This window comes from Leeuwenhoekiella sp. A2 (assembly GCF_047946655.1).
Classification (GTDB): Bacteria; Bacteroidota; Bacteroidia; order Flavobacteriales; family Flavobacteriaceae; genus Leeuwenhoekiella.
The window spans coordinates 1,608,596-1,624,204 of record NZ_CP172311.1; the positions used below are offsets into that span (position 1 = coordinate 1,608,596).

Below are 15,609 nucleotides of genomic sequence, written 5' to 3' on the forward strand. Positions count from 1 at the left end.
CCCTTGCACCTTTAATAACCACCTTTAACTAAAAACCTTTAAATGGTATTTATTAATGTGCAACGATTCAGATTATGATAGTTAAGAATACATATGGAACAAGTGTGGCTTTTTCAACAAGTCAGTTTGGGAGAGTTCCTAAACATGAGTTTGTTGGTTCGGCTTTGCTTCGTCCAAAACAAAAACCAAATCAGAAAAAACAAAAATCCAAGTCAAGTGCTAAAAAGAAAGACGAAATTAAACTTCGTTCACTTTCTAAACGTTCAAAGCAGAAAATTCGCAAAAAGATAACCTGTTTTGCGCGGTGCTATAAACGTTTAAGCTTTGTCACACTCACCTTTTTAAATAAGGTGAGTGATGAACAAGCGGTCAACCTTTTGAGAAAGTTTCTTGACAATGCCAAAAAAAGAAGCGCAGATTTTGAGTATGTCTGGGTTGCAGAAAGACAGGATAAGAATAGTGAATTTAAGGGCAATGTCCATTTTCATATCATCACCAATAAATATTGGAAAATTGAAAAATGGTGGAATTACTGGATTGATTTACAGCTAAAGAATGGAATTAACCCTAGAGAGAAAGGCTTTAAACCCTCGTCTGCCTTTGATGTTAAGCAATTGAATTCTAATAATATTCGTTCAATTGCATCATACGTAACCAAGTATGTAACTAAGAACAGCGCAAAGTTCAAATGTCAAGTATGGAACTGTTCTAGGCGTGTTTCTGAACTGTACACGGACTTTTATACCACTACGGAGTTTACCGCCCAATTTGAGCGATTAAATGCGGTAATAAAGCAATTTGAGGTCAAGGATAAGAAATCACCTGTTATTAACGTGAAAATGATAAATCTAAACAGGCAAACTTTGCCAATGTATAAACGATTAGACGATAAAAATAAAGCGATATGAAAAAAATTAATTTAAGTGATTACAACGGAAAATCAATAAATTACTTCGCTGATGATTTACTGTTAGTTGGTATATACATAACCACTTCACCAGAGTTTTTAAAAATGAATTTTAAAGCTCTAAAAACATTATCTCTGCATAATAATAAGAACTTATATAGACTTAATGATGGGGCTATCATCAGTGCTAATGATAAATTAAGAAATAGAATTGATTTTTTAATTACAGGAAATACTTATTTTGAATGTGTAGAAATGATAGGAAATTATGCATTTGACGGTCAATTCTATAAAGAATTTTGTGCTGCTTTTGAAATGCTAGACACACAAATATATGAAGATTACGGTAGTAAGTAAGCTGATTTTAACTCATCCATTGAATTATTAAAAATCAAATTATCTGAAAAAATTAGAACCTCATCGCCAATCCGATTAGATGTGGATTGTGATAGTTTATATGTTAATTTATTCTTTTCAGAATATAGGTTAAGGATGAAATCGTGATTATCATATGAAACCATCCACCGGTTTTTTGTTTTTCTAATTTTTTCAGATAATTTTTTATGATCTTTTTCTTTATAAAAATTCATATATAAATCTGCTCCTTTTTGATAATATGGAGGATCTAAATAAATAAAAACATCTTCCTTTTTTTGCCCCATTTTTTTTATGAACTGAAGTCCATCTAAGTTTGAAACATAAATTCTTTCTCTGAATCTGTGGATTTTCTTTATTCTTTTAATTAAATCATCTTTGTTAAACCGGACGTCGATTTTGTATTTACCTTTTTGCTCAAAACCACCTATCATACCTCCCTTGATAACTCCAGATACATTTGTCCTATTTAAAAAAAAAGTTGATTTCGCTAATTCTATTTGTTCAATATTTTCAGGTTTCTTTTGGATATTTTTGTAATAGATCCAATTTTCAACTGTGACATCAAGATCTTCAATCCAATCACAAAATCTTACATTATCGTTAAGCATAGTAACCCATAAGGCATAAATTGATTTATCTAAATCATTTATATAAATACTGCTAACGAACTCATCAAATAGTAATTTTAAAGCTAAACCACCACCACCCGCATAGGGTTCTGCATAACTACAGCCAATTAAATCGTTTTCATAAATTAAATTTGAAACGAATGGAAAAATCCTAGCCTTTCCCCCAGGATACCTTAAAGGAGAATCGAATCTACTTTCCTTTTTATTTGCCATATGTTATCTTTAGAATTTGTCCTATAATAATTGAAATGGCTCTAGCTTGTTCGTAATTTTGACCTGCCTCATAAGCGTGTGCACCTGCTTGAAGTAGTTGTACTATAGTATTATCTTTCACATTTTGACTAGAAAGTGTAGTTTTAGCATCTTGATCTAAACTTTTTTTAGCAGCTGCAAAATGCTTATTTAAATAAGTTTGTAAACTTTCGCTTTGTTCCTTAGCTGCAGCTTCACAAAGAAGTCTTAGAGACATTCTAATTAAGCTAGGAAAATAACTACTTAAATAATCCTTGTTGGCTTGATAAAATTTTTCCAATTCAATTAAATCCCTATGAATATCATTTATTGCTCCGTGTTTTAAGTAAAGAATCTCTCCAAAAAATATTGGTTTATATTTGGAAATTTTAGTTTGTCTTTTTTTCTTCTCTTCTTTTTTAGGAGTAATATGTAGGCTCTGTTCTTTAGCTACATTATTCTTATTACGTTCTACAATTTTTCTAATATCTTTATCTAAAGAACTAATGACATCACCTCTATTTTTTCTTGTAGATAAATTTTTACTTGTGATTTGAGCAGCTATATTTTGAAGTATTTTTTTTGATTCTTGTTTTGTGTGTTTACTTAAAAGTTTATTGTCGTCAAATTCATATCCTAACTCTTTTAATTTTTCTTCCGTGAAAATCTCCTTTTTAACAAAGCCTTGGTTAAGCTTTGGATAACTACTTAAAGCGTTAGTACTTTCTTCTATTTTTAAGAATAAACTTTTAGGCTGTTTTAAAAATTTATTAAGGAAAATATCTCTATCTAATGGCGACCAAGTACCACTATCTCCGTGTTTACGAAATACATTTTTTATTGCAATATCCTTACTACAAACATTACATGGTATAGTCTCTGGAAAATCTGGAATATCAATTTTATCAGAGTCATCAATACTTACACAATCATACTTAATTTTGGCCAATATCATTCTTCTATTTCCATCATAAACCACTGGCTTTTTACCGTGATATACTACAGTTGGTAATTCGCTTAAATCATAGTAACCTTTCATTTCCTTTGCCAATTTGGCTAATGTCCACTTTGACTGCTTGTCATTAAGAGCATTATCGACAACATCTTGATCTTTAGCATTTGAGTCAATTGGATCTCTTGGATTTTCAGTCCATAGGACAAGATCTTCAATTTTTATATTTTCGATATTTTGACTCATACGCTTTAATTAAAATTGATTTAAACAAAAATAGCTATTTACGACCCTCATAATATCGCCGAGGCAAGATATTTATTCCGCCCCTGATTCCGCCCCTATAAACAAAAAACCCTCACAAACACAGTGTTTATGAGGGTTTAAAGATCTTCTAAGTGGTCCCACCTGGGCTCGAACCAGGGACCACCTGATTATGAGTCAGGTGCTCTAACCAACTGAGCTATAGGACCGGCTTTAACTTAGAGTTAAAGAGGGCGCAAATTTACATTAATGTTTCATTTACACCAAAACTTTTTTCATTATTTCATATCCTGGCACAGTTCGATAAGTACTCCGCCGGCTGATTTTGGGTGTAAAAAGGCTACTAATTTATTGTCTGCACCGGGTTTTGGCGTTTCATTTATAAAAACAAATCCTTCAGCTTTCAATCTTTCGATTTCAGCATAAATATCTGATACACCATAAGCTATGTGGTGAATACCTTCTCCCTTTTTGCTTAAAAATTTCGCAATAGCGCTATTTTCATCTGTAGATTCTAAGAGTTCGATCTTACTGTCACCAACGTTAAAAAAAGAGGTTTTTACATTTTCAGAAGCTACTTCTTCTATTTTATAATGTGCTACTCCCAGCAGTTTACGGTACAGTTCGTTAGAAGCTTCCAGATCTTTAACGGCTATACCTATATGTTCTATTTTCTGCATTTGCTAAATGAATAAATGACTCCCATTAATTCTTAAAAACGCAAAGGTAGCACTATTATAAAAAGTGTATTTTTGCATCATGGAAACAAACCGACAGAAAAAAGTGGCTGGTGTCCTGCAACGCGATCTTGTAGATGTGCTGCAAAAGGCGCTACAGCAGGCAGGTGTGAAGGATATGATCATATCGGTAAGTAAAGTGGCTGTGACTACAGATCTGTCACAGGCCAAGGTTTATACAAGCATCTTCCCACATAATAAAGCAGACGAAGTTTTAAAAGAATTGAATACCGTTAAGCCTTTTATTAAACATGAGGTTGCACAGCGCACGCGCCACCAATTGCGCAGAATGCCAGAGCTACATTTCTTTAGCGATGATTCTCTTGAGTATATTGACGCTATAGACAAATCTCTTAAAGGCGGCGAAGACCCAATAGAAAATCCTGATCTGTTGCCTAAGCGTAAAAAATCATAACAACGCGTTATGAAGTTCTCATTATTTGTTGCTAAACGTTACCTGTTTACACGAAGCAGCAATAATGCGATCAATATTATCACTATAATTTCGGCATTGAGCATCATTGTAGGCTCTGCTGCGCTTTTTATTGTGCTTTCGGGTTTTGCGGGTTTAAAAGATTTTAGTCTTTCGTTCTCGTCAGTTTTTGACCCGGATATCAAGGTTTTACCTGCTTCAGGGAAGGTTTTAAATTTCACTGCCGAAGAAGAAAACAACCTTAAAAATTTACAGGAAGTCGCTTTTTATTCTAAAATTATTGAAGAGCGCGCCTTTCTGGAGTATAAGGGAAAAAACCACATCGCTTACATAAAAGGCGTTGATGAAAATTACCCGAAAGTAAATCCTGTAGACAGCACCTTATTTTACGGCAATTGGCTTACGCAGGACGAACCGGTGGCTGTGATTGGTTTCGGAATTTCAAGATTGCTTTCCCTTGGCGCAAATAATTATGCAGACTTGTTGCGTGTCATGGTCCCCAAACCCGGAACAGGGCAAATAACAGATCCTTCTCAGGCTTTTAATAGTTCGCAGTTAGTGGTTTCAGATTTGTTTCAGGTGAATGAAGATCTTGATGAAAAGTATGTTTTTACAAACATCAATTTTACTCGCCAGTTGCTTAATTACACAGACGACGAAATAAGTTCTATTGAAATAAAACTGACTCCCGGCGCCGATTTTGATGCTGCAAAGGCCGATATTTTACAGGTTTTAGGCGATAATGTACAGGTAAAAACGCGCATTCAGCTTAATGATAAGCTTTATAAAATGCTAAATACTGAAAATCTTGCGGTATACCTCATCTTTACGCTAGTGCTTATCATCGCTCTTTTCAACCTGGTGGGGAGCATTATCATGATCATTCTTGACAAAAGAGAAAATATAAAAACGCTGCACAGTCTGGGTGCTACTTTTAAAGAAATCAAGCAGGTTTTCTTTTTACAGGGCGCGATGATGACAGTTTTTGGCGGACTTTTGGGAATCGCCCTTGGAGTTCTGGTTGTCGCCGCCCAGCTTCAGTTTAACCTGGTAATGATCACGCCTACGCTGCCCTACCCTATGCAATTCACAATTTTAAATTTCGTTTCGGTATTTGCTACGATCTCTATTTTAGGAATCTTAGCTTCTCTGGCTGCATCAAGTCGGGTGCAGGAAAAAATGCTGGAATAGTTTATTTCGCTTTAAGCGAAAACGAAATCTGCAAACTTCTCTTCTACTTCATCAAAAGCTGCAAAAACATCTGCAGAATCATCACTTGTAACCATTTTAGTCCTGAATTCTTTGAAATGAGGAATCCCTCTAAAGTAGTTAGTATAGTGCCTGCGGGTTTCAAAAACGCCCAGCTTCTCCCCTTTCCAGTCAATCGCCATTTGTAAATGTCTGCGTGCAGCCTCTATACGTTCCTGCATATTAGGAGCAGGAAGATGCTCACCCGTTTCAAAATAGTGCTTCACCTCACGAAAAAACCAGGGATAACCTATGCTCGCCCGACCTATCATGGCTCCATCGAGACCATATTCATCACGCATTTTTACGGCTTTTTCCGGAGTGTCAACATCGCCATTCCCAAAAACAGGAATGTGCATACGCTGGTTGTTCTTAACTTCTGCAATTGGCGCCCAGTTGGCGTCGCCTTTGTACATCTGCGCACGTGTACGCCCGTGAATAGAAATCGCTTTGCAACCCGCATCCTGCAAGCGCTCTGCAACCTCAACAATCTTTATAGAATTCTCATCCCAGCCCAGGCGGGTTTTTACAGTGACGGGTAGGTTTGTATGTTTCACCATAGCTTCGGTAAGTGAAACCATAAGATCAATGTCTTTAAGAATTCCGGCTCCGGCTCCTTTAGAAACTACTTTTTTTACCGGACAGCCAAAGTTGATGTCAATAATATCTGGTCCTGATGCTTCTACGATCTCTACACTGCGTAGCATAGATTCTAGATTTGCACCAAATATCTGAATGCCCACAGGACGCTCTTTCTCGTAAATATCGAGCTTCATTACGCTTTTTGCAGCATCGCGTATAAGACCTTCGCTCGAAATGAATTCAGTATACACCACATCTGCTCCCTGCTCTTTGCACAAAGCACGGAATGGTGGATCACTCACATCTTCCATAGGTGCTAACAGCAATGGAAACTCCCCTACATCTATATTACCAATTTTTGCCAAAGTCTAATTTTTGTGCAAAATAAGAAATGTTCTGCTTTATCTGTTAGTATAATCATGAACCTGTAGAACAACTAAGACTCTACTTGGCTGAATTTCATTAAATAATAAAGAATTAAACCGCATCTATGCATCAAAATTATCCAGTTGAATGCAGTACTGTGGCATTCTTAAAACTGTATGTGTGACATTCAATTTTGAAAGCTCAAAAAAGGAAGTGTATATTTAACTATATTAAGGTCTTTTTAAAACTCCCACAGCATGGAATTAAGTTACCTGGATTACTCTATCATCATAGGTTTTTTTGCAATTGTTCTCGCCATTGGTCTTATTGTTTCTCGTAAATCTGGAAAAGACACTTCAGAATATTTTTTATCTGGGCGTAGTATGCCGTGGTGGCTGTTAGGATTTTCTATGGTGGCGACCACTTTTTCTACAGACACGCCCAACCTAGTGACAGATATAGTACGTAACAACGGAGTTTCAGGTAACTGGGTGTGGTGGGCTTTCCTGCTAACCGGTTTACTAACTGTATTTGTTTATGCAAAGCTATGGCGTAAATCTAACGTTACTACAGACATGGAGTTTTATGCTTTGCGCTACGGCGGTAAGCCCGCAGCTTTTTTAAGAGGTTTTCGTTCAGTCTATTTAGGTATTGTTTTTAATATTCTGGCGATGTCTGGTGTGACGCTGGCGGCTATAAAAATAGGCCAGATCATGCTGGGGCTATCTCCTATTCAAACTGTAGGTATTGCGGGCACCGTTACCGTTTTGTTTAGTGCAATTGGCGGTTTTAGAGGGGTTGTTTATACAGATTTTGTTTTGTTTTTTGTAGCTATCGTAGGATCTGTTAGTGCTGCGTATTATCTGGTAAATTTGCCGGAAGTGGGTGGTGTTGCTGCGATTCTTACAAATGACAATGTTGTCGATAAATTGTCATTATTACCCGATTTTGACAACACAGAGGCGGTTATTGGAATATTGATTATACCTCTTACTGTACAGTGGTGGAGCTCCTGGTATCCCGGTGCAGAACCAGGCGGCGGCGGTTATATCGCGCAACGCATGCTGGCGGCAAAAAATGAAAATCACGCAATAGGTGCTACATTCTTTTTTAATATTATGCATTACGCACTAAGACCATGGCCATGGATCCTGGTTGCTCTTGCTTCTCTTGTGGTCTACCCCGATCTGGCAAGTATACATACTGCTTTTCCTAATGTAGAAGAAAGTAAACTGGGTCACGATCTGGCTTATTCTGCAATGCTTACAAAACTCCCCAGCGGACTTCTGGGTCTTGTTTTAGCTTCGTTAGGAGCAGCATATATGTCTACTATTTCGACTCATTTAAATTGGGGATCTTCATATATCGTAAATGACTTTTACAAACAGCAAATAAATAAAAATGCGTCAGAGCGTGAGCTGGTAAATATTGGCCGTATTTCTACAGTTATATTAATGGTTTTTAGCGCTATACTTGCTCTTTTTCTTACTAATGCCATGCAGTTATTTAGTATTATACTTATGTTTGGCGCCGGTACCGGACTCATATTTATTCTGCGCTGGTTCTGGTGGCGTATTAACGCTTGGAGCGAAATTGCAGCTATGTTCTCTTCAGGTATTGTTTCAATTTTATTCTTGGTTTTTGATGCTGAATTATTCTCTGGTCCGGAAGCTATTTTGCCTTCATGGAGTACTTTTCCTTTAGTTGTACTGATCACAACTATAATTTGGTTATTAGTAACTTATTTAACTCCGCCAGAAGAAAATAAAGTGCTTTACAGCTTTTATAAACAAACTCAACCAGGTGGTCCCGGCTGGAAAAGAATAATTACTGAAGCGCAAAGAGATGATGTACTTATTGTAGATAAGAAAGAAAAATGGACCGTGCCTGCGGGGATTTTGGCAATGGTTCTGGGTTGCCTGCTTGTTTATGGGTGTCTTTTTGCAACAGGAAACTGGATCTACGGTAATTACGCATTAGCAATAGCGCTCACAGTCATGGTCGCGATTTGTGCATTTTTACTTATTCGAGTGTGGAACAGTATGAAAAGTGATATTTTATAAAAAATCAGGCTTCAATTAAGGCTGGGGCAAAAACTCCTTTTTCTTAATTCTATCTCTTTCTTCGGCATCTGTAGATCTTTCATTATCTGAAAGTTTGAAGTTTCCGAAATTGTATTTTATTCCGAAGCGTACAAAGCGGTTTTCAGATTTTGCAAAAAACCCATTATCCTGATTAAGGTATTGAGATGAAAGCGGAAGGTTAAGAGTGTTTAAAATATCCTCTACACTAGCCGTTGTTACCAACCTGTCGCTGAAAAAAGTTTTTCTTAAACCAAACGAAATGGATGCCTGTGGTCTATCCCAGGTATAAGAACCTGATACATTGTTTGAAAGAAAATACCCAGTTATATCCCCGCTAAATGTACCGTCATTGCTTAATGTAAAGTAATTCCCCAGTACAGAGTAATTTGCATACACATCATTCTTAACTAACAAATTCTCGCTTTCGATTGCAGGAAATATCACTTTTGAATAGAAAAATGATGTTACAAAATTTAAATACCACCAGTTTGTAACTGAAGAACCATACAGAAAATCAACACCATACTCTTCTGTATAATCTACATTGAGATCGAGTGAACGTTTATATCTACCTTCATTATTTTGAAAACCTAATGACTGCAGACTATTATTTACATGTTGATAATAGATCGAGAAATTATAATCCTGTTTTAAGATATAATCAAACGAGATCTTATTTTCAATTCCTGGTCTTAGATCAGGGTTACCAGCCTGAAAGTTATTTTCGTTTAAATAATACCTATATGGATTTAAGCTGGCAAAGTCAGGCCTAATTATTCTTCTATTGTAATTAAGAACAAAAGTGTTGTTCTCATTGGGGCTGTGCATGAAATATGCCGAGGGAAAAAGCTCTGTATATTCTTGTGTATTTACTTCGCCAAGCAAAAATGAATTGCCCTGAATATCGGTATATTCTACTCTTAAACCTGCTTTTAGGCTCCATTTTTCCCAATCTTTACTGTAGCTGGTATATGCTGCATAAATGTTTTCTGAATACCTGAAGTTGTCTGAAATATTCTCGTTATAGCTAGCAATATCGCCAGGTGAATTGTAGAAATCGTAATTACTTTTAGAATCTGAAGTTGTAAATTTTAATCCACCTTCTAAAGTTGAGCTTGCTCCTTGTTTTAGAATATCAAGCTGGCCGGTAAAAATATCATTGATCTGGTTTGCTTCAGTTGCAAAATCTGTACGTCTTAAAAGTGCTCCTTCTGGATCTAAATAATCTGTTGCGACCCTTTGATCTTGGTCATCGTCGTATCTAATGTAATTTGTAGTGACAGAAAACTCACTTCCGTTTTCATCTAAAACTGATTTATACGTAGCGTTTAAAAGAATATTTTTTCGGTCATCTTTTAACCGGCTATCTGTAATGAAAGAAGAATCCAGTTGATTTTGTGCATTTGAAATTTCTGTATTTACCGCAATATCAGAATCTTGTTTTGGCGTAAGCAGAATATTAGAAGAAAAGCTTAAAGAATTTTTATCATTGAGTGTGAAATCAAAAATAGTATTGAAATTATGTGATGATGTGCGCGTGGTTTTATCAAAATTACTGCGCCATCTTGAATCAACATTTTCCTGAGTGTCAAAAAAATTTATATAACTATCATCTTCTTTAAAGTCAGAGCGGGTATTGTACGTGTAATTTGCAAAAATATCTACCCCTTTTGTCTTATAGTAATGAGTTGTTCCTAATGCGTATTTAGGCAATATTGCAATCGTATTTGAGGCATTTACACTGCCTTTATAACCTATTGATGGATTTCGCGAAGTTGTAATATTTAAAATAGCGCCACCCTGGGCATCATATTTAGCCGGCGGATTTGTTATAATCTCAATAGCTTTTACATTCTCACCAGAAAAACCTTCTAATAAGTTACGCAATTCTGTTGCAGAAAGATATACCCTCCTGTCGTTAATATAAACAGTAGCAGGCGTATTCTTAATCATTAAGTTATCCTGCTGCACGATCACACCGGGTGTCTTTCTTAATATATCATAGGTGCTTCCCGATGAAACAACACTGTTTTCTACGTTATAAACTAAGCGATCTATCTTGCGCTGTATTGTGGGTCTTTTTGCCACAACAGTGACCTCATCAAGAAATTCACCTTCTTCCTCAAGCACTATAACGGGAATCCTAAAATCCTGATTCACTTCAAATACCTGCGAGTAATTATCTTTAAAACCTACAAAACTTGATCTTATTAAGTAGGACCCATTTTCTACAGATTCAATTACAAAAGAGCCATCGTCTTCAGAAACCGATCCTTTTACAAATGTAGAATCTGCCGCATGAAGCAGCAGAATATTTGTAAAAGCCACGGGTTTTTTTTCCGCGTCAATAACTTTTCCGGTTAGCGTGTAATTTTGAGCCTGTGTACTAAACGCACCAAGTATAATGAGATAAAATATATATTTCACAAGTAGAATTTGGAAGGTTAAAATTACGTTAAAAAGATGTGGTAATGTTATTATAAATAATCAAATTATAAAGCTAAAAGCAAATTTATGAGCTAAATACGCATATAATTCGCAAGCGTTGACGCAATATAATTTAAAACTATATTCTAAATAGATGTGCTTACCTATATAATTGCGATTTATAAATAATACAAATTAGCTCATCATATATTATGAAACTTCTATTTTATTCCGGCGATTTTTAGCATTTCGCAACCGATAATTGCCTAAAAAAAGGAGGTTTTTAGGAAGTGGTGTATAATTTTAACCACGTGCCCTACTCCCACTTTACTGCGCTTTTTATTTTGTTTAGATATTGGTTTTTCTAAACCGTATATTTGCAGGCTAAAGCGGTCGTTACAGACGCAATACGAAGAAAGCACATGAAGAACATTCGCAATTTTTGCATTATAGCCCATATTGACCATGGTAAAAGTACACTGGCAGACAGATTACTTGATTCTACAGGATCTGTTACAGCTCGAGAAAAGCAAAACCAGCTACTTGATAATATGGATCTGGAGCGTGAGCGCGGTATTACCATCAAGTCTCACGCTATACAAATGGACTATACCTATAAGGGAGAAAAATATATTTTAAACCTTATTGATACTCCGGGACACGTAGATTTCTCTTATGAAGTTTCGCGAAGTATAGCAGCTTGCGAGGGCGCTTTGTTAATTGTAGATGCGGCGCAAAGTATACAGGCGCAAACAATATCAAATCTATATTTAGCTTTAGAGAACGATCTTGAAATCATACCGGTACTTAATAAAGTAGATCTTCCCAGTGCAAATCCAGAAGAAGTAACAGATGATATTGTTGATCTTTTAGGTTGTGATGCTTCTGATGTAATTCCTGCCAGTGCAAAAACAGGGTTAGGTATAGACGAAATACTTTCTGCCATAATAGAACGTATTCCCGCACCTAAAGGTAATCCTGACGAGCCATTGCAGGCATTGATTTTTGATTCGGTTTACAATCCTTTTAGAGGTGTTGAAACCTATTTTAGAGTTATAAACGGAAGTATCAAAAAAGGGCAACAAATCAAGTTTATCGCTACTGATAAATCATATTATGCAGATGAAGTAGGGACGTTAAAACTTGTACAGGTTCCTAAAAAAGAAATTATGACAGGTGATGTAGGTTATCTAATCACCGGTATTAAAGAGGCGCGTGAGGTTAAAGTAGGAGATACGATCACAGACACCAAAAACCCGACTAAGAATGCTATTTCTGGATTTGAAGATGTAAAACCTATGGTTTTTGCGGGTATTTACCCCGTAGATACTGAAGATTATGAAGACTTGCGGTCATCTATGGAGAAGCTTCAGCTTAATGATGCCTCTTTAGTGTTTGTACCTGAAAGTTCTGCGGCCCTTGGTTTTGGTTTTAGATGTGGATTTTTAGGAATGCTGCATCTGGAAATCATACAAGAGCGCTTAGAGCGTGAGTTTGATATGACTGTTATTACAACCGTTCCTAACGTATCTTATCAAGCCTATACAACCAAAGATCGTGAAACGCCAATTTTAGTAAACAACCCTTCAGATCTGCCAGATCCTTCAGGTCTGGATCGTGTAGAAGAGCCGTATATAAAAGCCTCTATCATTACAAAATCAGATTTTGTAGGTCCTGTAATGTCTTTGTGTATAGAAAAGCGCGGTGAGATCACAAATCAAACCTATCTTACTACAGAGCGTGTAGAGTTGACTTTTGACATGCCGCTCGCAGAAATTGTTTTTGACTTTTATGATCGTTTAAAAACAGTATCAAAAGGGTACGCTTCTTTTGATTATTCGCCTCTTGGTATGCGTCAATCGCATTTAGTAAAAGTAGACGTGCTCTTAAACGGAAATATTGTAGATGCTCTTTCTGCTTTGCTTCACAGAGATAACGCTTATGACATAGGTAAAAAAATCTGTGAGAAACTGAAAGAATTAATCCCACGCCAGCAGTTTGATATACCAATACAGGCAGCAATTGGGGCAAAAATCATCTCGAGAGAAACAGTAAAAGCCCTGCGTAAAGATGTAACTGCAAAATGTTACGGTGGTGATATTTCGCGTAAGCGAAAGCTCCTGGAAAAACAGAAAAAAGGTAAAAAACGTATGCGCCAGGTAGGAAATGTAGAAATACCACAAGAAGCTTTTATGGCTGTTTTAAAGCTGAATGATTAATGAAACGCATTCAGCTTATTGGTCTTGCTTTAATTGTACTTGCGGGAGCAAGCTCTCAATTTCTAGATATTAATGGTAAGTCATGGGTCATCTGGATACCAGCAGTTGCTGCTGTTGTCGGGATGATCTTAATACTTGTTGACTGGATAAAGTCTGAAAAAGAGTAGTTTTAATCAACAATTAGATCTTCATCATCCTCTTCTGGTTCTTCAATTTCTTCTATATCTATGGGTTTTCCCAAATAAACCAGCTTACACCCTTCAAAATTTTCCATCTCAAGATCTTCACTTTTAGACTTTAAAATTTCTAGATCACCCTCTGCGTTTTTTAGGAAGATTGGGACGATATTTTCATCTTTTCGGGTGATTTCTATCAGGCGTTCATAACCTTGTCTGCTATCAACATCTATTTCCTGAATTGTAGGATATCTCCTGGCTACTTCAGTTAGCGTAATAAAATCGTCTGTAGGTGAGAAAAGACCTTCTTTAGGACTCGCTAATGGATCTTTCATCTCATCTGGAGTAATCAATCTAAAAGAACCGTTTTCACCAAAAATGTCTTTAAATCTATTTATCGCATATTGATTAATATCCCCATTTCCCGTTAAAGCCATCAAATAACCCACATCGTTTAGCTCAATATTATTCATCAAACTATCTGAATAAATACTGTCTTCTATAGCTTCTAGACCGCGCTCTTTGGCGTGTGTAATGTTTGTGCTGTTGCTATCTACTAAAACCACGTGACGGTTATTTTTTTGCAAATATTCGCCTATAATTCGGCTCGCTTTCGAAGCGCCAATGATTACAATACCTTCAGAATTAGTAAGAAATACACCAATAATTTTAGCAAAAAGTCGTGCTGTGGTAGCGTTTAACAGAACGGTTCCTAAAACGATCATAAAAACAAGAGGTGTGATATATTCAGCATCCTGTACGCCTTCACTTGCAAGTTTTAAACCAAATAAGGAAGCAATACCAGCAGCAACAATACCCCGGGGACCTACCCAACTTACAAAGAGTTTCTCATTAAATTTTAATCCTGATCCTTTTGCACTTATAAAAACACCTATAGGTCTTAATACAAAAACTACAATTAGAAAAAGGGATGCTGCATTCCAGTTATACACTAAATAAAGATCTTCCATGCTGATGTTTGCAGCAAGCAGTATAAAGAGAATAGAAATCAACAAAACGCTCAAAGACTCTTTAAAATAGAGCAGTTCTTTAATGTTAGGTAACTTCATATTTCCCATCACCATACCCATTACAACTACAGAAAGTAATCCGCTTTCATGAGCAAAAAGGTCTGAAAGCACAAAAACGCCCAGCACTGTGGCAAGCGTAAATACATTAAGAAGATAATGCGGTATAACATTTCGCTTTATAGCGAAAGCAAGGGCATGCGCAAATGTAAAACCAAATGTAAAACCAAACAGTACAATTTTACCGAACTCCTCAAGTGCCGTTAAGGTAAACTCACTGCCTGCGCCTACGTTTATAAACTCAAATACCAATACTGCAACTAAAGCCCCAATAGGGTCAATAAGAATTCCTTCCCATTTGAGTAGTGCCGAAATATCCTTTTTTAAAGGAATGTTTCTCAATATGGGAGTGATAACCGTAGGTCCTGTAACTATTATTAATGCGGCGAATAAAAACGCAATTCTAAGATCGAGATCAAATATGTAATACGCAGCTGTTCCCGCGCCAAAAAAGGTTACCAGTGAGCCTATAATTATAAGCTTGGTAATTATGGGACCAATATTTCTTACTTCGCTGAACCTTAGCGTCAAGCCTCCCTCAAAAAGAATGATACCTATGGCAAGTGAAACAAAATTAAAAAGACGCTCCCCGGGAAAAATACCTACCTCACCATTCCATATAGGTTCTATCCATTTTGACCCATCATAAGTAAACAGAGTTGATATGGGTCCTACAAATAAGCCGATAAGAATAAGTGGAAGAATAGCAGGAATTTTAAACTTCCAGGCCACCCATTGTGCCAAAATTCCTAATATAATAATTCCTCCTAGTTCTAACATTCATCAAAATTTGCGCTAGTATACGTTTTTTATTAATGACCTTAAAATACGTATTTTCCAATTCTTTGTTAAATATAGCTTAATAGGACCGTTAAAAAATCAGTTTTG

General features: G+C 36.3%; 13 protein-coding genes and 1 tRNA gene. 7 read left to right on the forward strand and 7 right to left on the reverse strand.

Going from position 1 to position 15,609, the window contains the following annotated elements; all coding sequences use genetic code 11:
* Positions 1 to 74 precede the first annotated feature (74 nt).
* Positions 75 to 908, forward strand: a complete 834-nt coding sequence (locus ACH3PA_RS07215) for a hypothetical protein (RefSeq protein ID WP_416448490.1) — start codon at positions 75 to 77, stop codon at positions 906 to 908.
* Entirely contained in the window at positions 905 to 1,264 is a 360-nt protein-coding gene (locus ACH3PA_RS07220; RefSeq protein WP_416448491.1) for a hypothetical protein, read from the forward strand. Before ACH3PA_RS07215 ends, ACH3PA_RS07220 begins: the two co-directional genes overlap by 4 nt.
* Here the strand turns inward: ACH3PA_RS07220 and ACH3PA_RS07225 are convergent.
* From ACH3PA_RS07225 to mce, 4 genes are all read right to left on the reverse strand, one after another.
* Positions 1,249 to 2,127, reverse strand: a complete 879-nt coding sequence (locus ACH3PA_RS07225) for a DNA adenine methylase (protein WP_416448492.1) — start codon at positions 2,125 to 2,127, stop codon at positions 1,249 to 1,251. The genes ACH3PA_RS07220 and ACH3PA_RS07225 overlap by 16 nt on opposite strands.
* A complete protein-coding gene (locus tag ACH3PA_RS07230) occupies positions 2,117 to 3,343 on the reverse strand; it encodes a hypothetical protein (protein WP_416448493.1) in 1,227 nt (408 codons plus the stop codon). Before ACH3PA_RS07230 ends, ACH3PA_RS07225 begins: the two co-directional genes overlap by 11 nt.
* 153 nt (positions 3,344 to 3,496) lie before the next feature.
* Positions 3,497 to 3,570: transfer RNA gene (locus tag ACH3PA_RS07235), tRNA-Ile, on the reverse strand.
* 69 nt (positions 3,571 to 3,639) lie between these two features.
* On the reverse strand, positions 3,640 to 4,041 hold the full coding sequence (mce, locus tag ACH3PA_RS07240) for a methylmalonyl-CoA epimerase (protein WP_416445693.1): 402 nt from the start codon (positions 4,039 to 4,041) through the stop codon (positions 3,640 to 3,642).
* 79 nt (positions 4,042 to 4,120) lie between these two features.
* On the opposite strand from mce, the gene rbfA reads away from it, so the two are divergent.
* Both rbfA and ACH3PA_RS07250 read left to right on the forward strand, forming a co-directional pair.
* Positions 4,121 to 4,513: a 30S ribosome-binding factor RbfA gene (gene rbfA / locus ACH3PA_RS07245; protein WP_416445691.1), complete on the forward strand. Its 393-nt coding sequence runs from the start codon at positions 4,121 to 4,123 to the stop codon at positions 4,511 to 4,513.
* Positions 4,514 to 4,522: 9 nt separating this feature from the next.
* Positions 4,523 to 5,722 carry an ABC transporter permease gene (locus ACH3PA_RS07250; RefSeq protein ID WP_416445689.1) on the forward strand — a complete coding sequence of 400 codons (1,200 nt, stop codon included), beginning with the start codon at positions 4,523 to 4,525 and terminating at the stop codon, positions 5,720 to 5,722.
* Positions 5,723 to 5,733: 11 nt separating this feature from the next.
* On the opposite strand, the gene dusB is transcribed toward ACH3PA_RS07250, so the two are convergent.
* Positions 5,734 to 6,726, reverse strand: a complete 993-nt coding sequence (dusB, locus tag ACH3PA_RS07255; protein ID WP_416445687.1) for a tRNA dihydrouridine synthase DusB — start codon at positions 6,724 to 6,726, stop codon at positions 5,734 to 5,736.
* 258 nt (positions 6,727 to 6,984) lie between these two features.
* Between dusB and ACH3PA_RS07260 the strand changes: the two genes are divergently transcribed.
* Entirely contained in the window at positions 6,985 to 8,790 is a 1,806-nt protein-coding gene (locus ACH3PA_RS07260; protein ID WP_416445685.1) for a sodium:solute symporter family protein, read from the forward strand.
* 15 nt (positions 8,791 to 8,805) lie between these two features.
* Here the strand turns inward: ACH3PA_RS07260 and ACH3PA_RS07265 are convergent, their stop codons facing one another.
* The gene (locus tag ACH3PA_RS07265) at positions 8,806 to 11,238 is read right to left on the reverse strand and encodes an outer membrane beta-barrel protein (protein ID WP_416445683.1); all 2,433 of its coding nucleotides are present in this window, start codon (positions 11,236 to 11,238) and stop codon (positions 8,806 to 8,808) included.
* A gap of 422 nt (positions 11,239 to 11,660) precedes the next feature.
* Here ACH3PA_RS07265 and lepA point away from each other — a divergent pair, with 422 nt between their 5' ends.
* On the forward strand, positions 11,661 to 13,457 hold the full coding sequence (lepA, locus tag ACH3PA_RS07270) for a translation elongation factor 4 (protein WP_416446639.1): 1,797 nt from the start codon (positions 11,661 to 11,663) through the stop codon (positions 13,455 to 13,457).
* Complete coding sequence (locus tag ACH3PA_RS07275) at positions 13,457 to 13,624, forward strand: hypothetical protein (protein ID WP_416445681.1); 168 nt, start codon at positions 13,457 to 13,459, stop codon at positions 13,622 to 13,624. Before lepA ends, ACH3PA_RS07275 begins: the two co-directional genes overlap by 1 nt.
* A 2-nt stretch (positions 13,625 to 13,626) precedes the next feature.
* Here the strand turns inward: ACH3PA_RS07275 and ACH3PA_RS07280 are convergent, their stop codons facing one another.
* Entirely contained in the window at positions 13,627 to 15,501 is a 1,875-nt protein-coding gene (locus tag ACH3PA_RS07280) for a cation:proton antiporter (RefSeq protein ID WP_416445679.1), read from the reverse strand.
* Between the last annotated feature and the right edge of the window lie 108 nt (positions 15,502 to 15,609).